Raw genomic sequence first — 19,220 nt, 5'->3', positions numbered from 1 at the left:
TGTTTCAAGCAAAATTTAAAATTAAGTGGGAATGCGTAAATAAGGATGCTTTTATATTCTCATGAATATAAAAGCATTATAACAAATTGATTTACATATTATAAAATGGAAATACACCGAATATTAAGGCGCTACCCATCAACACGCAGCAGGTAATAAATGCCCATTTCAACGTGAATTTCTGATGATCACCCATTTCTACAGCAGCCAAACCACATAACAAATATGTTGAAGGAACTAAAGGTGATAACAAGTGAATCGGTTGCCCAATAATCGACGCACGTGCAATTTCAACTGGCGAAATTCCATAATGCGATGCTGCTTCCGCAAGAATTGGTAAAACACCAAAATAAAAGGCATCATTCGACATAAAGAAAGTCAAAGGCATACTCAATACACCCGTAATTGGTGCTAAATAAGGCCCCATACTTGGTGGAATCACAGCAACGAAGCCTTTAGACATTGCTTCAACCATGCCTGTACCAGATAGAATTCCAGTAAAGACACCTGCAGCAAAGATCACACCCACTACCGCCAGTACGCTATCTGCATGCATGGCGATACGTTTTTTCTGCATGTTGACACATGGATAGTTCACGACTAATGCAATACAGAAACCAAGCATAAACAGGATCGACATTGGTAAAATCCCTTTTACCAAAGAAGCCATTAATACCACAGTCAAGATACCGTTAAACCAGCGTAAATGCGGACGTTGTGCTTCTGGATCTTTTGAGATCGAAATATCATCGGCATGGCTGATGTCTACCAGTTCAATCACGCCTAAACGTTTGCGTTCATACATGCCATACATGTAAGCCAAGAAGAATAACCAAGCAGCAGCCACAATCATCGATGGGATCATTGGGATGAAGACTTCACTGGCATCAACTTGAAGTGCACTCGCAGCACGTGCTGTTGGTCCACCCCATGGAGTCAAATTCATCACACCACTACAAAGCAACATCAAGCAGGTCATGATCAATGGATTCATGCCAACACGTTTGTATAGTGGCATCATTGCCGCCACACAAATCATATACGTGGTTGAGCCATCACCATCTAAAGAGACCAATAATGTGAGAAAAACTGTACCTAAAGTGATTTTTAATGGATCGCCTTTTACTTTCTTTAAAATCCATCTTACCGAAGGGTCAAATAACCCCGAATCAATCATTAATGCAAAATATAAAATAGCAAAAAGAAGCATGACGCCTGTTGGTGCGAGCTTTTTAATACCCTCTAACATGGTATTGCCAAGTTCGGCCAATTGAATATGACTTAAGCTGTCAAAATAAAAACCTAAGCCCCAAGCGATAATAGCAAATATGAATGGGATTAAAATTAATGCAACTAATGCACTGAGACGTTTTGACATGATCAAATACATAAAGCACATGATCATGCTGATACCTAAAAAAGTCAGCATTGAATGCAATCCTTAGCATAATAAGTTTTTTTAATGGGTACACCTACCCTAATCCAGCACAGATTCTATGCGATTTAACTTTAGCTAATTCATTTAATTTAATTATATAGTGAACACAGTCATTCACATGAAAAATACCTTAAAAGTATACAAATATACTTTTCAATATAAGACTTTAATTATTAATATATTTTTATAAAAAATTTAGATCAATCGATCAAAACACCTGAAGAATAACTAATCAAAATGCTATATATTTAAAATCACAATGCAATATTATGGTGCATTTTTTGATTAAAAAATAACATATTTAATTAAATGATAATTAAAACAAATATCATTCATTTATAAAACTTCTATCGTATTTAAAATAAATAGCTATTTATGAACATTCCAACAATTATAATAGTCATTATTATCGCGCGATATTAAAATTAAATTAAAAAATTCATATTTTGAGAATAAAACCTATTTTTTAAACTAAATTATCTTATTTTTATCGGCTCGATATTCATTTGGTGAAATCCCCACCCAATTACGATAGGCTTTTCTAAAATTTGAGGTATCTGAAAATCCTAAGCGTTCTGCGATTTCATCAATGCTCAAACTTGTTGCCAAATATTCATCTGCAAGTCGCCTTCTAGTACTGTCTAAAATCTCTTGATAACTGACTTCCGCATCTGACAAACGGCGGTATAAAGTTCGCTTGGATAAATGCAATTGATCTGCAATCTCTTGTGCGCTCGGAAAGCTGCCAACCGCATCTAATAAGATCAGACGGATCGTTCGGACTAAATCAGGTTCTTGTTCGTCATCATTGCTCCCCAACATCCTTTCGCAAAAAGACTGACACATATCCGCAGTAATCGGATTGGCATTCGGACAAGGTTTATCGAGCCAATCAAGATCAAAATGCCATTGCATTACCTCTGCATCGAATTCCACAGGACAGCGAAAGACTTTTTCATATTCATCTGCATATTGAGGTGCTGGATAAGGCAGTAACAGTTTTTTCGCTTGAAATGGTGCCTCTAATACACATTCAATCAGGGTTTGCATTGAACTAAACCAAAACTCACACACCAAAGGCAATAATTGACCCAGCGCAATAATTTCATGACCTTCAAAAATGGCAACTTGCTTTTGAATCGAAAAGCTTTTCTTGAGTACAGGTGCCGCGAGTTTGATGTGACGAATACCAAACTCTACCGCCTGTTGGAAATTACGAGAGGAAGACAGCGCATAACCATAAACGCCAAAATCCGATAGCCGCTGTTTTTGCCCAGCCCGCATGCCAATCAGCGGATCTTTAGATAAACGCTGAATCGTTTGAAAAAGCTGTAATTTTTGATAGGGGGAAATATGAGAAGCTGCACTATTCAGTGCATCCTGAGAAATGCCTGTGCCCGCTAAAACCTCATCCAAACGATAACCTTGCTGTTGCATGGCTTCCAGCAGACTGGTTAGACCTAAAATCGGCGTACCTTGAGCCAATTGATTTTGATCATAACGCGCTTCAATCAGCATCGGGCTCACATCCTGTTTACGCATTTTTTCACCTCATCCCTTGAGTGATGATGCATAATGGCACTAAATTACCTTTTGTTGTCTCAATTTAACATCGACTACAAATCTCATCAATCATAAAGTCTATTCTACTAATAAGCATGAAAGGAGCAACAATGACACTTTCAACTTCACAACAATTCAGTGATCCTGCAACCGAACATATGTATTCGGTGTTTAAGCAACAGCGTGCTGCTTTTGATGCTAAGCCTTACCCAGATCCAGATGATCGACGTACCAAATTATTGCAAATAAAAAAACAAATTATCCGTTATCAAGATGTGATTGCGACAGCAATTAATTCCGACTTTAGTTCACGCTCCGTAGATGAATCAAAACTACTTGATTTACTCGGTTCAGTGCTTGAAGCAGAACATGCCATTCGTCATGTCCGCCGTTGGATGCGACCAAGTAAACGTCATACTGAATTGCTATTTTTATCGAATCGCCTACGTGTGCAATACCAGCCTAAAGGTGTAGTAGGTGTTATTGTTCCTTGGAACTTCCCTGTTTATTTAGCCTTGGGGCCATTAATTGCCGCAATTGCAGCAGGTAATCGGGTGATGATCAAACTACCTGAAGTGACTCCAGCAACCAATGCTGTAGTTAAACGGATGTTGGCTGAAATTTTTAGTGAAGATGAGGTCGCTGTTTTTGGTGAAGAGATTCTTGATCCAGCACAATTCACCTCACTACCCTTCAACCATATTGTATTTACAGGTTCGCCAGCAATTGGTCGCGTAGTCATGCGTGCGGCAGCAGATAATTTAACCCCAGTCACCTTAGAACTTGGTGGAAAATCCCCTGCTTTAGTCAGCCGTAATTACCCACTGGCTGATGCTGCAAAACGCGTTTTACATGGTAAAGCGACCAACTGTGGTCAGATCTGCGTTGCGCCCGACTATGCACTGGTGCCAAAAGAAAAAGTGGATCAATTCGTTGCAGAATGCCAAGCGAATTTCACTGCGATGTATGGCAATAATATCAACCAAAATTCCAACTACACTTCGATTGTGAATGATCGCCATCTAAAACGTTTGCTCGATATCTTAGATGATGCCAAAGCCAAAGGTGCTCAAATCATTGCTTGTGGTGAATATGATCGTGACAAAGATGCGCGTCGTATGCCTGTACATATCGTCCTGAATTGCACAGCAGAGATGCGGATTCTTAAAGAAGAACTATTTGGCCCAGTTTTACCTGTGGTTGCTTACGATACAGTGGATGATGCAATTGATTATATTCAAGCGGGTGAACGACCATTAGCCTTATACCTCTTTACTCACGATGCCAATGAACGTGATTATGTCTTAAAACAAACCCATTCAGGGGGTGTGACCTTGAACGATTGGGGATGGCATGTGGTCAATCATGATGCGCCGTTCGGGGGTATTGGTAACTCTGGCATGGGCACATACCATGGCGAAGAAGGTTTCCGTGAGCTTTCCCATGCAAAAACTGTTTTTGCACGTCATCGTTTCTTCCCAACGCAGTTGTTCTATCCTCCTTATGGTACTTGGGTACAGAAACTCGCCTTACGTTTCTTCTTGAAACAAGGTGATCCAAATATTAAATAAGATTCAAGAATAACAAAGCCTCATCAAGAGGCTTTTTTATTCTGCAGATGAAATATGGATTACTTCACAACACCATCTTGTTGGTATTTAGGAGAACGAGGTCCATAGAGCAAGCCCAAACCAGGGTTATGCTGTGTCGGGGTAAAGAGTTGGGTATTTACAATCGTTGCCAAAGGATAAGCACGATCATTTACACTCCCCGCGATTTGTTCAACCAATGCGCCAACTAAAGAAGTAAGTAAATCGTTGTTACCATTATTACTCGATTGCACGGCTTTCTTCTCACCAGTCCAAAGCGTCTCGTTGGTTTTTAAATCAACCAGTTTCGCATCTACACTGACCGTCGCAACACTTTGAATAACTTGATACTTGGAGCCATATTCTTTAATTCGAATATATAAAGCTGCATCGGCACCAAAGATTTCCTGTAATTTCTGCGGCGAGATGCTTTGCGCATCATGACCGTTGGTCACGCCGTTCTCTTTAAACATTGAGTCGACCACAGAAATTGGAAAGACATAGTAACCCGCTTCAGCAACTGGCGTGATCACAGTCGGCCAATAGCTATAAGTTGCCTTTACATCAGGGGAATCATTGACAGGTGGTAATACCAAAATAGATTTCGGCATATGCTGTTTATAAACCGTCATATCCTTATTTACCGTTGGAGATGAAGCACAGCCCGTCAATACCAGACCCGTCAGCAGAAGGGTTGTAACTAAAAAGGTCTTAATCATGGCTGCGTCGATCCCACATTGGCATTCATTTTCCGCAACAACCGATCCATCAATACCGTAGATTCAGGATAAACTTGTCGTTCCAATTGAAAATATTCAACTGCTTTTTGCGCATTATTCACTTGTAAAGATAACAATCCTAGATGTGCATATAAGCCTGGCGGAACAGCCAGATTTTTCGCTTTGGCTTTTTCAATTTCCGCTTCTAACTTAATGATTTGTGCACTCGGTGTGGCTTTTTCTGGCTGGTTATACATCAGATAGGTCTGTTGTGTATAAGAACCCCAACTATATAAAGGTTGAGGCCCTGCAGCACAGCCAACCAAGCCGAACGTGATTAAACTGGTGAACAGAATTTTTTTCATTTTACAGCGGTCCAGCCTTATTGCGCAGTCCAACGATTATTCTGAATATCAGTCACTAAGTTATTCACTGCTTCACGTACAGCCAAGTCTAAAACTTTACCATTTAAAGTCGAATCATAAGATGCGGTAGAACCAAAACCGAGTACTTCACGTGCGCTCAATGCATATTCCCCCGCGCCTTGTACTGAATGTACAATCTCTGAGGTTTTTACATCCACAATATTCAAGTTCACTTTGGCATAAGCAATTTGTTGTTTACCGCGACCTAAAATACCGAATAACTGCTGATCACCCACTTCTTTGCGACCAAATTCAGATACATCACCTGTAATAACGTAGCGTGCGCCTTTAATGGTTTGGGCTGTATTGCTATAACCAACTTCTTGTTTAAGTTCAGACAAATTATCGCGATTTAGAACCGAGAAATAACCCGTTTGCTGCAGATGTGTTTCTAAAATGGTTTTTGCTTGTCCACCAAGACGATCAACATTATCAGAGAAGATGCCTCTCATATAACTTGAACGGTTATCAAACTTACCAATCGAAACAGGTACTTTCACCCCATTATATTTAATCTGCTGCACTGCTGCCGTCACTTGTGGACTTTGAATTGATTTTGATGTTTCTGTGGTTGAACAGGCCATTAGACCTAAAGAACTGAATACTGTAACTGCTAATAATTTTTTCATTGTCGCTCTATCAAAATAAAGATTAAAAACGTGAAAATTATAGCTTAAAAACCGTGAACTAGCTAACACTCCGCTCTTTAATAGCACATCAATTCTTTAATAAATATTTTTATAATCCAAACAATTAGATCGGATTAATCATAATTATTCACCAAAGCGTAACCCTACGCCTGCAATGGTAAAAATATACCTCGGTGTTACTGCAGAATCGCCGATTTTTGTTCTAAGCTTTTTCACCAAGATCCGAAGATAATGGGTATCTTCTTCATGGGTAATGCCCCATAACTCGGTCATAATTTGTTTTTGCGTCACGATCTTGCCCTGATGACGAATCAATAAAGCCAGCAATTGAAACTCTTTTTTAGTTAGGGCAATTTCTTCATCTAGCAATTTAGCAGTATGTTCAGCTACATCGATACAAAGCTGCCCATCATTGAAGACTAAATTATGCTCCAACTGTTGTGGCATATTCCGAAACATCACCCGAATACGCGCACAGAGTTCTTGAATACTAAACGGCTTGGTGACATAGTCATTCGCTCCAGCATCCAATAATCTTATTTTTTGATTTTCATCAGGGCGCGCAGATAATACAATCACAGGAATCGCAGACCACTGTCGTAACTCAATCAAAACTTCTTGCCCATCCATATCTGGTAGGCCAAGATCTAAAATCAATAAATCAGCACCACGTGTCGCCAAAGTCTCCAGACCCTTCATACCATTTTCCGCGACATGCACCTGATAACCTTGTGCACGTAAAGCGATATCCAGAAACTTCCGAATTTGTGGCTCATCATCAATAATCAGAATCGATGCTTGAGAATTTAATGTTTGCGGCATAAATAATAATTTTAATCCTGATGCAGTGGTAATCGTATTCTAATTAAGGTGCCCTGACCATATGTACCTGCCAAAGCTTCAATACTACCCATATGTGCACCGATAATGGCTTTGACAATGGCGAGGCCTAAGCCCGTTCCTGTTTTGCCCCGATCACCACGTTGCATGGTATAGAACATATCAAAGATTTGCTCTCGCTCCTCTTCGGGAATGCCAACACCTTGGTCGATAATATCAATTTGAAGATAACCGTCATTCTGTTGGATATGTACTTCAATCGGGATATCATCTGGTGAAAACTTGGCTGCATTTTCTAGCACGTTAAATATCGCTTGCTCAATCAACGCAGGATGCACATGCAATTGCGGCAAGTCATCTGTCATTGTGACATCAATATTGACCTTGGGTTGATAACGCTTCAGCCGTTGCGTCGCAGAACCAATCAGTTCTTCGACACCAATCCAGTCGCGACTGAGACTCAAACCTTGATGGCCGAGTCGAGTCATATCCAGTAAATTTTGAATATAACGATCCAATCGTTCACCTTCAACATGAATGGTATCTAACAATTCATGTCGGTCTTCCTCTGACATTTGCTCGCCATAGTATTTCAGACTATCTGCAGAACCAATCATTGCCGCCAAAGGTGAGCGTAAGTCATGCGAAACTGACGACAATAATGCAGAGCGTAACTTTTCAGTTTCAGCAACTACACGGGAGTTTTCCAACTGTAAAGACAACTGCACCCGCGAAGCGGTTTGAGCAATATCATCAATCATCAATTCTGCAAGGCGTTGTTGTTCAAAACTAATGCTGTCTGTATTTTGATTAAATCGAATGGCAATGACACCATAGTCCCCCACCAAATTCAGCGGATTAAACCACCATTCGGATTGCGTTAATGTATTGGTAAAACGTCCACAAGGCTTAGCATTCTTCTGGGTCCAATTTGCTGCAATCTGATCTTTTTCATTGAATAAAGAGTGATCACCTAACTCTTGTGTTCCGATCCGTAGCCAAACAGCTGCATTTAAAGAGCTTTCTAAATGTTGCTTGGCGATATTCAGAACTTGTTCAATATCGACACAGCTGGATAGTTTCCGTTCTAATTCTTGCATTTGTAGGGAAACAGAATTTGCGGCACGTAAACTCAGTACCTGAGCACGTAATTGATTGGCTAAACGACCCACCAATAATGCTGAAATGATAAAGATGATGATGGTCATCACCCCTCGTTCAGCACTGATGCGAAGCGTAAATCGTGGTTCAATAAAGAAATAGTTATACAGCAAGAAGCAAATCAGGACACTGATAATGGTGATGAACATCCTTGCTCGCATCGCCACAATAAGTACGGTGACCACAAAGATTAAAGCCAATTCACTATAACCAATAAAGTGATCACTCACAGTTGCCGCAACCAATCCCAATAGAACAATCAAAATACTTTCGATCATCTCACGTGGATTAAATGCCAAGCCTTGTTCTAACCAAGAAGAACGGACATTATCTGTCTTTATTTTAGCTTCATTATTATTTTTAGCTTTCAAAGGTTGAACAAATGTGATCTCAAAGGGATGCTGTTTTTCTAATAGTTGATCCGCAATATGATCGGAGAACAGGCGTTGCCATAATGATTTTTTAGGACTTTTACCGAGTAAAATATTGGACGCACCATAATCATAAGCTGCTTGTAAAATGGTCGATGCAATATGATTACTATGTAACAAATAAGTATCAGCCCCTAGCTTACGTGCCAAGTTGAATGCTTTGGTCACTGCAAAAACTTGCGTATTCGAATTTTGACTTTTTTGAATCGAAATCACACTCCAGATTGCATTGCGTCTTTCCGCAATACGATGTGCCCGACGCACTAAATCTTCCGAAAACTCCGAACCATCAATCGCCAACATCACATGATTCTGGATCGGGATGATCTGTCCTTGTGCAACAAACTTTTCCCGATAATCAATTTCAACTTGCCCTGCAACGGTTTGAATCGCCAAATCACGTAAAGCTGTTAAATGTGCAGGTTTAAAAAAACCTTGCAGTGCATGAGGTGCAACATCGGCCAAATAAATTTTGCCATGATTCATGCGCTCTAATAATTCAGGAACAGGCAAATCAACCAAACGAATATCTTTCAAACGTTTTAATAACGCATCAGGAACCGTTTCACTGACCCGAATGCCCGTGATTTGATAGACCACATCATTCAGACTTTCTAGATGCTGAATGTTTAAAGTGCTATAGACATCAATGCCTGCATCCAATAATTCATTCACATCTTGCCAGCGAAATTCATGTCGGCTATTGGGTACATTGCGATGTGCGAGTTCATCCACCAACACGATTTCAGGCTTTAATTTGAGGATTTGATCAAGATCCATCTCCTCCAAAATACGACCTTGATATTCCAACGTCTTTCTAGGAATAACATTAAGCCCCTGAATCAAACGCTCGGTATCAGATCGACCGTGGGTTTCTACGATCCCAACCATCACATGTTGCCCTTGCTGCATCAATTCATGTGCTCGAGTCAGCATGGCATAGGTTTTACCAACCCCCGGCGCTGCACCCAAAAAAATGGTCAAACGTCCAGACTGTTCACGCTGGCTATGTGCCAGCCATGCATCTGCTTTATGATTACGATCGATCTGCATAAGTGCGCTCTATCAACGTGTGGTCGATGACAATTGATCTAAGGCTAGATTCAGCTGTAGCACATTGACTCGTGCTTGCCCATATAAACCAAGCTGTGCAGGCTGAATCTGTTGTTGCACTAAGTCTCGAAGTTGTTGTTCTGATAAATGACGTTGTTGAGCCACCCGTTTCACTTGTAATAATGCACTCTCAGGTGAAATATCAGGATCAATCCCACTGCCTGATGCCGTAACCATATCGTTCGGTACCTGCTGTTCTGAAATGTGATTATTGTGAGCAAATTGCACTGTTCTTTCCTTAATTTGTTTTTGTAAGTCAGGATTAGAAACCGCCAAATTACTGCCTGCCATCCCATCAACATTGTAACTTACCGCACTAGGACGGCCATGGAAATATTGTTCACCAACAAAATTTTGCCCCACCAAACTTGAACCAACAATTCTGCCATCAAGTTCGATTAAACTGCCATTGGCCTGCTTCGGAAAAATCAACTGAGCAATCGATACACTCGCAGTAGAATATAAGACCCCAGCGATCACAAATCCGACCACAATCAAACCAAGGCTTGGACGTAAAATTGCATGCACTGAATTGGATAATTTTAAATTCTGCTGATTCAATTGCTCATGATTCAATAAAGTATTCATCTCTCACTCCTAAATCCACAATGACACAACAAGATCAATTAACTTGATCGCAATAAACGGAAAGATCACACCACCTACACCGTAAATCAGCATATTACGGCGTAGCAATTGCAATGCACTGGCTGGCTTGAATTGCACACCTCTTAATGCCAATGGAATCAGCATCGGAATAATCACCGCATTAAAAATCAATGCTGAAATTACTGCACTGCTCGGACTACTGAGTTGCAAAATATTCAGCACCCCAAGTTGTGGAATTGCTACTGCAAACAGTGCAGGTAAGATCACAAAATACTTAGACACGTCATTTGCCAAGGAAAAAGTAGTTAATGCACCACGGGTAATCAATTGTTGCTTCCCTATTTCCACCACATCCAGCAGTTTGGTCGGATCAGAGTCCAAGTCCACCATGTTGCCTGCTTCCTTGGCGGCTTGCGTACCAGAGTTCATCGCTAAACCAATATCGGCTTGAGCCAAAGCTGGCGCATCATTGGTTCCATCACCGACCATTGCCACCAATTTACCAGCGGCTTGCTCTTTACGAATACAAGCCAATTTATCTTCAGGTCTTGCTTCAGCAATATAATCGTCTACCCCTGCTTCAGCCGCGATGGCCGCCGCAGTAAGCGGATTATCCCCCGTGACCATAATGGTTTTGATGCCCATCTCACGTAACAGCGCAAAACGTTCTTTAATCCCTTGCTTAATCACATCCGAAAGTTCAATCACGCCCAGAATACTGTGATTCGAAGCGACTACGAGTGGTGTCGCACCTTTAGAAGCCACCTGTTCTACGCGGGTTTTAAGCTCAATGTTGTCCTTGATCTCTTGATTAGTAAATTTAAGGATGGCATCGACAGCGCCTTTTCGAATCTTTTGTCCTGTGACCAAGTCTACCCCAGATAAACGTGTCGACGCACTAAACTGCATAAACTCCGCACCCGCTGGTTCTTTAATACTTTCACCTAACTCTTTACCAAGACTTACCACGGATTTACCTTCAGGGGTTGGGTCGGCAAAAGAAGTCAACATTGCAGCCTGGCGTAACTCACTAGGGCTCACACCAGCCAAAGGATAAAAAGCTGTGGCTTGACGATCACCATAGGTAATCGTGCCGGTCTTATCCAACAGCAACACATCAATATCACCCGCAACTTCCACGGCTTTCCCTGATTTGGCTAAGACGTTGGCTTTTAAAGCACGGTTCATCCCCGCAATACCAATCGCAGGCAACAAGCCCCCAATCGTGGTTGGAATCAAACATACCAACAGGGCAATCAACAAGACGATACTGATTTTGATTCCCACCATTGCCCCAATGAATGGTAATGTTGTCACCACCACAATAAAGGTAATGGTCATGATATTGAGCAAAATACTCAGTGCAATCTCATTCGGTGTTTTTTGGCGGTTGGCCCCTTCCACCAAAGCAATCATACGGTCTAAGAAGCTATGACCTGCTTCATTACTGACCCGAATAATAATTTCATCGGACAAAACCTTGGTACCACCAATCACACCTGAACGATCGGTGTTGGCTTCACGGAGTACAGGTGCAGACTCACCGGTAACTGCCGACTCATTGATGGTGGCGAAACCTTGAATAATTTCACCATCCGCAGGAACAATTTCACCCGCTTTGACAATCACCAAATCATCTTTTTTGAGTAGATTGGCAGAAATCGTATTCGGCACTGCATCTAAATCCAGGATACGATTTGCAGTTAGGTTTTCACGCGCCTGACGCAATGATACGGCTTGTCCTCGACCTTTAGCTTCTGCAACTGCTTCTGCATAATTGGCGAATAAGACCGTCACCAATAGAATCAAGCTTAGTACCAAACCAAAACCTAAACTGGCACTGCCCATCAAGGTTGCAATAATCGTTAAGATTGTTCCCACCCAGACACAGGCCATCACTGGGTTTTTAAAAGCATATTGTGGCAACAGTTTATGAAAGGTTTGTTGAATAATTTCTTTATTCAAAATATCCATTTGTTGTGTCGCATTTGAATGTTTCATTGTGTTTGCTCCCCACTTAAACTTTTATAGACAAGTAGTCAGCAATTGGCCCGATCACCAACACTGGCATGAATTGCAATAAGGTGAGAATCAACACGATCCCAATTAAGGTCAGTGCAAATGTCGGAGATTCAATATGCAAAGAACCTTTGCTTTCAGCTGCTTGAGCTTTGGTTGCCAAACTGACTGCAATCAACACAGGGATGATCAATACGCTATAACGACCTGCCAATAAAGCGACACTGGCACTCAGATTCCACCATAATGTGTTATCACCTAAACCTTCAAAACCTGAGCCATTGTTGGCATAGGCAGAGACATACTCATAAAACACTTGGCTGATGCCGTGAAATGCTGGATTTGAATTCCCTGTAATGGATGGGAAAGCGATTGCGATGGCAGTCAAACCAAGAATCACCACAGGCTGTAATAAAATCACCAACGCTAACAACTTAATTTCAGTCACTTCAATTTTTCGGCCAAATAACTCAGGAGTACGCCCCGTCATCAAGCCTGCAATAAATACAGCCAAGAACAGGTAAATAAAAAACTGTAATAGACCACAGCCGATACCACCCCAAATGGCATTAATCAACATATTGCACAGTTCAACCAATCCCGTCAGTGGTGAGGCAGAGTCATGCATCATGTTGACCGAGCCGTTATTCACTTGTGTGGTCAAACTTCCCCATAATGCAGATGCATCCGCACCGAAACGAAGCTCTTTCCCTTCCATTAATGCAAGATTCGGAGTCAAGGATGATTTTTCAGTCCAGAAGGTCAGTGAAGTTGAAAGCAATGACATCAACAACATGCTACCAAAAATCATCCACATCAATTTCTTACGTTGAATAAAATGCCCAACCATAAACACCACTGACAACGGGATCAGTAAGATCGCGATCATCTCAATTACATTGGATAAAGGTGTTGGATTTTCTAAAGGCACACTACTGTTTGGGGCATACCAACCGCCACCGTTACTCCCCAATTGTTTAATCGCGACCATGGGTGCAACAGGACCGAGCGGAATATGCTGTGTTTGTACCTCAGCGCTTTGTTCTAAGATCTGCGCTGTTGGACCTGCTGAAAGTGTTGCAGGGACACCTTGAAAGGTCAGTAGCAAAGAAAAAATAAGACCTAATGGAATAAAGAATCTAAATAATGGTCGGATGATATCCATCCAGTAATTACCCAAATTAACTGTATTCCAGTCTTTCTTATCCGCACCGTCCTCCCTGCCAGATTGTAGGAATAAGGCTCTTAACATCGCTACCAGCAATGCCAAGCCAATAATAGGCGATAAATATTGCAGACCTACAATCACCGTCATTTGCGATAAATAAGACAGTTGAGCCTGTCCTGAATAATGCTGCTGATTAGTATTGGTTAGAAATGAAATGGTGGTATGCAATGCCAGATCCCAATTCATATTTGGAATATGGTCAGGATTCAGCGGCAGCCATGCCTGTGTCATCAAGATTGTGACACTTGCAGCAAGCAGTAAAATATTGCTAAAGATAAAAGCAGCAAGATATTGTCGCCAGTTCATACCATGCTGCTTCACATTTAGAACAGCATAAATTGGTTGCTCAATCCATTTAAACAACGCATCACTTTTCATTGGCTTTGCTTGCATCACATCTGCAAGATAAGCACCGAGCGGATAAGCCAACAGCAAGGAAAGGATAAATACAGAAATAAATTCCCACATAGCAAATGCCATTTAAAAATTGGTCAGCTTTAGTATGAAAATTGGGGACGTAAATTCTCTATATTGAAAAAACCTGAAGACGTAAATTTTACGTAAATTATTTGAATGAAATTTAAAGTGCTTAAAAAAAATACCTAAAAAGTAAATATGGAGAAATAAATCCTAGTTTTTACAAAAAATCTTTGACCGTATGAAAAAACTTTTTCTTAAAAATGCAAAAATAATGATTATTATTTTAAAATAATAATTTATATTTATCATTATTTTACAAATAAAAACACATATGTATATAAATTTTTTAAGATTTATTTTTGTCCATTTTCATCCAATCCTTCGTACTGCTTAGTTCATTTAGAACATTTACTCTTATTTTAATTATGGTATTTTTGTTACATGAAGTTATAGCCAATCACGATAGATAACTTTTTTGTTGTCAGATCATAGCTTCTTAACACTTAAGAATCTTGAAGTTCAAGGAAAGATTACAATGAAATTAAAACATCTTAGCACTGCCATGATCTTAGCAACGCTACCTGCAACTGGAGTTTTTGCAGCCGCGTTAGACCGTTCAGGTCAATCTATGTCTGCATTTTTACAACCGGGTAATTATTTTGAAGCGGGTATTTCGGTTCTAGACCCAACGGTTAAAGGGAAAGAAGCTGGCGATACTGCAACTCAGCGTAAAATTGGTGATATGGCAGATGATTACATGTTCCCAAGCGCAGCTTTAAAACTTCAACTGACTGATAAATTCTCTTTTGGTCTACTTTACGATCAACCATTTGGTGCAGATGCAAAATACACTGGCGATAATGTCTTTGTAGCCAGCGCAAATGATGGTGTACTATCAGCAAAATCTATTGATAGTATTGTTACAAAAAGAGCCATTGCAGCACTTCAAGAGAAAAATATACCTGTAAATGATCAAACACTTGCTGCTGCAAAAGCTCAGGTACAAGGCAGCCCACAATTCCAACAGTTGGCGGGAGCTTTAAATGCCGCTAAAGGATATCTTGGCTCAAGTACAGGCTCAAATAACACTCAAGTTGAAGTAGACACTCAAAACCTTTCTTTTGTTTTTGGTTATCAACCAACAAAAAACTTTAACTTCTATGCAGGTCCTGCAATTCAAACAATTAAAGGTAATGTAAGTCTTCGTGGTGAAGCATACAGTGTTTATAATGGCTATGATGCCAAAATTAAAGAAACGACTGGTGTAGGTTGGTTAGCAGGTGCTGCTTACCAAATTCCTGAAATCGCACTTAAAGCTTCTGTAACTTATCGCTCAGAAATCGATCACGATGTGAAAGCTCAAGAAGATCTTTCTTTATTAGCCTTCCCTGCGTTACCAGGTGTTCTTGCTGGTTTAGGCCTAAATCCTGGACAACTTGCAGCTGGTCTTGCTGAAGACAAAAAAACAAAAATTACCACACCTCAATCGGTTAACTTAGATTTCCAAACAGGCATCATGGCGAATACTGTTGCCTTCGCAAATGTGCGCTGGGTAAACTGGAAAGATTTTTCAATCCAACCATATAAATTTGGCGTTTTATCACAACAAGTTGGTGGTTTAATTGGTCGTCCAAATGGCTTTAACTTAGTTGAATACTCTGATGACCAATGGTCTGTAAACGCAGGTGTTGGCCGTAAACTCAGCGAGCAATGGGCTGGTAACGTTTCTGTAGGTTGGGATTCTGGTGCAGGTAATCCTGTAACTACACTTGGTCCAACAGAAGGTTATTGGAACGTGGGTGTAGGTCTTCAATATAGCCCTACTCCTGCAACATTTATTGCTGGTGGTGTGAAATACTTCTGGTTAGGCGATGCTAAAGCGCAAACTGGTGCTCAAGCAGGTGGTAATGACTATGTTGCTGAGTTTGAAGATAACAAAGCAATCGCATATGGTTTAAAAATTGGTTATAAATTCTAATCAGAATTTATAAAAGAAAGGTCATCCTAAGATGACCTTTTTTATTGTGCTTTAATAAATAAAATCAAAATAATAGATCAATATCTAATAATCATTTAAAACCTAAGAACTACCAACATAAAACTTGAATGCTCAACTATTTTTCGTGACCTTACCAGTTCATTTATTGACATTTGTAAAATATTTAAGCGAATAAAAATTATGTTACTTTCCGCGCCATTCTGTTACAAAGTGATTTGAGAGAACATATTAATGAAGCTGAATGCTATTCAAACGGCTCTACTACTTAGCTTAGTCCCAACAACGACAACATTTGCCGCAGCACTGGATCGCTCAGGTCAATCAATTGCAGCGTTTTTACAGCCAAACAATTATTTTGAAGCGGGTATCACAGTTCTTGATCCAAATGTATCAGGTAAGGACATATCTCAAAACAATACTGGGAATATGGCGAATCATTACTACTCGCCAAATGCAGCCCTAAAAATTCAAGCAACGGATAAATTCTCGATTGGTCTTATTTATGACCAACCTTATGGGGCAGATGCAGAATATACGGGCAAAAGTAATTTTATCGAAAGTCGCCCTGTGCCATTTAAAGGTGGTACATCAGTTACAGTTGATACTGAGAACTTAAACCTATTATTCGGTTATCAGCCAAATCAAAACTGGAACCTTTATGCAGGTGCGGTTTACCAGACTTTAGATAGCACCGTGTTATTACGCGGTGAAAGCTATAGTGCCTATAACGGTTATGATTTTAAAACAGGTCGTGATGAAGCAGTTGGCTGGTTAGCGGGCGTTGCTTATCAAATGCCTGAAATTGCACTCAAAGCTTCTTTGACTTATCGTGCCAAAATCAAGCACGAAATGAATGCTTATGAAAAACATGGTGCTGCAGGTATGACAAAATACCCAGAGATCAATGCAGGTTTTACTCAGATTAATAATTCTGAAGGCCAGACAGAAATCACGACCCCACAATCTGTCAATCTTGATTTTCAAACAGGAATCATGGAAAACACGATTGCATTTGCAAACTTACGTTGGGTGAACTGGAAAGACTTTGCCATCCGTCCATATAAATTTGGCGCAGGTTCAGTTCTATCAGATATTGTAAAGAATACTGGCAAAAAAGACGGATTTGATCTTGTTGCCTATACCGAAGATCAATACTCGATTACTGCGGGTGTAGGTCGTAAAATCAATGATCAATGGGCTGGTAATGTATCAGTCGGTTGGGACTCTGGTGCAGGTAACCCTGTCACGACATTAGGTCCAACCGAAGGTTACTGGAATGTCGGTGTTGGTGTTCAATATAGCCCGACGCCTGCGACATTTATTGCGGGTGGTGTGAAATACTTCTGGCTTGGCGATGCCAAAGCTCAATCAGGTTCACAATTCAATACACCGGGCTATGTGGCTGAATTTGAAAATAATGATGCCATCGCTTATGGTTTAAAGATTGGTTATAAATTCTAAAAAATCTCCCCTCCCCCCTCTTTAATAAAGAGGGGAAACTCCCTCCTTTTCTAAAGGAGGGTTGGGGAAAATTCAATTATTCTGGAATATCACGTTGTGATACAGAACGAATCGCCTGTTTTAACGCTTCATAACCATGTAATGGTGGGAATTGTGGAAACTCAGCAATCACATTTGCTGGCGCATCAAACAAGAAGCCATGATCAGCTTCACCCAGCATCGTCGTATCATTATAAGAGTCACCTGCCGCGATGACGCGGAAGTTTAAACCGTGTAGTGCTTTTACCGCCTGACGCTTTTGATCAGGTTGACGCAACTTATACGCGGTAATCATGCCATTTTCGTCAGTTTCAAGCTTGTGACAGAAAATCGTTGGCCATCCTAATTGCTTCATGAGTGGATGAGCAAACTCATAAAAAGTATCAGATAAAATAATCAATTGAAAATGAGTACGTACCCATTCCACGAACTCTTTTGCCCCTTCGAAAGGCCCCATATCAGCAATCACAGCTTGAATATCATTTAAACCTAAACCATGCTGTTTCAAGATATTCAGACGTTGAGTCATCAACACATCGTAATCTGGAATATCACGTGTAGTTGCTTCAAGTTCTTTAATCCCTGTTTTTTTTGCAAAGTTGATCCAAATTTCTGGAACTAAAACCCCTTCAAGATCTAGGCATACGATTTCCATGCTTATCCAACTATCCTATGTGTTAAAAATTGCGCTAGTTTAGCATGGAGAGCTGTTCAAGAATCGCTCTTTTTTCATGGTCTAACCATAGATTTTTTGAATAAGAATTTGCTTGGTGGACATATCCGACTCGACATAATTGCATTACTATATGGCGTAGTGTGTCGTATATACGATAAAGACCGATGATCATAAAAGGCAACGCGTTATGACTTTAAACTTGGATCAAATCAATACAGAATTTGGCAATGATGCTGAAAAACTAGTTGAATGGGCATTGAGCTTAAATGAAAAAGCTATTGTGACAACTAATTTTCGTCCATTTGAAGCTGTCATTTTACATATGTTGACCCGTGTCAAACCTGATATCCAAGTGGTATGGATGGATAATGGCTACAACACCGAAACAACCTATAAGTATGTTGATGAGATTACAAAACTTTTGAATCTAAATCTTCTGACTTATTTGCCAAAACGCTCACGTGCACATCGCGAAGCACTGGAAGGCACTGTTCCAGCATTGGATGATCCAAAGCATGAAGCTTTTACTGCTGAAGTAAAATTAGAACCTTTTGAGCGTGCATTACGAGAAACTGCACCCAAAGTTTGGTTTACGGCATTACGTGCAACTGACACAGCTGTCCGCGCAGAAATGGACCCAGTGAGTATTAATCCAGATGGTCTTATCAAGGTTGCACCATTATTAAAATGGACTTCAAAAGACCTGTGGGAATATATGCAAAAACATAATTTACCTGATAATGAAGATTATTTTGATCCGACAAAAGGTGAAGAGCATCGCGAATGCGGTTTGCATCTAAACCACTAAATCCCCCCTTTCCATTAAAACAAAACCACTGA

General features: G+C 40.4%; 15 protein-coding genes. 4 read left to right on the top strand and 11 right to left on the bottom strand.

Annotated features, from left to right (window positions below; genetic code table 11):
* Positions 1-91: 91 nt before the first annotated feature.
* The gene (locus tag FPL17_RS18230; protein ID WP_005208625.1) at positions 92-1,429 is read right to left on the bottom strand and encodes a CitMHS family transporter; all 1,338 of its coding nucleotides are present in this window, start codon (positions 1,427-1,429) and stop codon (positions 92-94) included.
* Between the two features lie 480 nt (positions 1,430-1,909).
* The gene (locus tag FPL17_RS18225; protein ID WP_228277611.1) at positions 1,910-2,956 is read right to left on the bottom strand and encodes an AraC family transcriptional regulator; all 1,047 of its coding nucleotides are present in this window, start codon (positions 2,954-2,956) and stop codon (positions 1,910-1,912) included.
* 155 nt (positions 2,957-3,111) lie between these two features.
* On the opposite strand from FPL17_RS18225, the gene FPL17_RS18220 reads away from it, so the two are divergent.
* Positions 3,112-4,572 (top strand): coniferyl aldehyde dehydrogenase, encoded by a 1,461-nt coding sequence (locus FPL17_RS18220; RefSeq protein WP_159886654.1) that lies wholly within the window; start codon positions 3,112-3,114, stop codon positions 4,570-4,572.
* A gap of 59 nt (positions 4,573-4,631) precedes the next feature.
* Here the strand turns inward: FPL17_RS18220 and FPL17_RS18215 are convergent, their stop codons facing one another.
* The 8 genes from FPL17_RS18215 to kdpA all read right to left on the bottom strand — a co-directional run bounded on the left by FPL17_RS18215 (position 4,632) and on the right by kdpA (position 14,253).
* Positions 4,632-5,309, bottom strand: coding sequence for a DUF799 domain-containing protein (locus FPL17_RS18215; RefSeq protein WP_005192742.1), 678 nt, complete (start codon positions 5,307-5,309; stop codon positions 4,632-4,634).
* Positions 5,306-5,674, bottom strand: coding sequence for a DUF4810 domain-containing protein (locus FPL17_RS18210; RefSeq protein ID WP_005192744.1), 369 nt, complete (start codon positions 5,672-5,674; stop codon positions 5,306-5,308). The genes FPL17_RS18215 and FPL17_RS18210 overlap by 4 nt, the downstream gene beginning before the upstream one ends.
* A gap of 17 nt (positions 5,675-5,691) precedes the next feature.
* Positions 5,692-6,363, bottom strand: a complete 672-nt coding sequence (locus FPL17_RS18205; RefSeq protein WP_005192746.1) for a CsgG/HfaB family protein — start codon at positions 6,361-6,363, stop codon at positions 5,692-5,694.
* A gap of 144 nt (positions 6,364-6,507) precedes the next feature.
* Entirely contained in the window at positions 6,508-7,206 is a 699-nt protein-coding gene (locus tag FPL17_RS18200) for a response regulator (RefSeq protein ID WP_159886652.1), read from the bottom strand.
* Positions 7,207-7,217: 11 nt separating this feature from the next.
* Positions 7,218-9,869: a sensor histidine kinase gene (locus FPL17_RS18195; protein WP_159886650.1), complete on the bottom strand. Its 2,652-nt coding sequence runs from the start codon at positions 9,867-9,869 to the stop codon at positions 7,218-7,220.
* Positions 9,870-9,881: 12 nt separating this feature from the next.
* A complete protein-coding gene (gene kdpC, locus FPL17_RS18190) occupies positions 9,882-10,517 on the bottom strand; it encodes a potassium-transporting ATPase subunit KdpC (protein WP_159886648.1) in 636 nt (211 codons plus the stop codon).
* A 9-nt stretch (positions 10,518-10,526) separates the two neighbouring features.
* The gene (kdpB, locus tag FPL17_RS18185) at positions 10,527-12,539 is read right to left on the bottom strand and encodes a potassium-transporting ATPase subunit KdpB (protein WP_159886646.1); all 2,013 of its coding nucleotides are present in this window, start codon (positions 12,537-12,539) and stop codon (positions 10,527-10,529) included.
* Positions 12,540-12,555: 16 nt separating this feature from the next.
* Positions 12,556-14,253, bottom strand: a complete 1,698-nt coding sequence (kdpA, locus tag FPL17_RS18180) for a potassium-transporting ATPase subunit KdpA (protein WP_159886644.1) — start codon at positions 14,251-14,253, stop codon at positions 12,556-12,558.
* A 487-nt stretch (positions 14,254-14,740) separates the two neighbouring features.
* Between kdpA and FPL17_RS18175 the strand changes: the two genes are divergently transcribed.
* Positions 14,741-16,183, top strand: a complete 1,443-nt coding sequence (locus FPL17_RS18175) for an outer membrane protein transport protein (protein ID WP_159886642.1) — start codon at positions 14,741-14,743, stop codon at positions 16,181-16,183.
* A gap of 252 nt (positions 16,184-16,435) precedes the next feature.
* Positions 16,436-17,665, top strand: coding sequence for an OmpP1/FadL family transporter (locus FPL17_RS18170; protein ID WP_159886640.1), 1,230 nt, complete (start codon positions 16,436-16,438; stop codon positions 17,663-17,665).
* A gap of 76 nt (positions 17,666-17,741) precedes the next feature.
* Here the strand turns inward: FPL17_RS18170 and thrH are convergent, their stop codons facing one another.
* The gene (gene thrH, locus FPL17_RS18165; RefSeq protein ID WP_004652299.1) at positions 17,742-18,359 is read right to left on the bottom strand and encodes a bifunctional phosphoserine phosphatase/homoserine phosphotransferase ThrH; all 618 of its coding nucleotides are present in this window, start codon (positions 18,357-18,359) and stop codon (positions 17,742-17,744) included.
* Positions 18,360-18,567: 208 nt separating this feature from the next.
* On the opposite strand from thrH, the gene FPL17_RS18160 reads away from it, so the two are divergent.
* Entirely contained in the window at positions 18,568-19,188 is a 621-nt protein-coding gene (locus FPL17_RS18160) for a phosphoadenosine phosphosulfate reductase domain-containing protein (protein WP_005192766.1), read from the top strand.
* The last annotated feature ends 32 nt before the right edge of the window (positions 19,189-19,220 follow it).

It is taken from the genome of Acinetobacter dispersus, from assembly GCF_009884975.1.
GTDB classification, from domain to species: Bacteria; Pseudomonadota; Gammaproteobacteria; order Pseudomonadales; family Moraxellaceae; genus Acinetobacter; species Acinetobacter dispersus.
The sequence above is the reverse complement of the archived record's forward strand: the minus strand, read 5'-3'. Positions and strand labels throughout refer to the sequence as shown.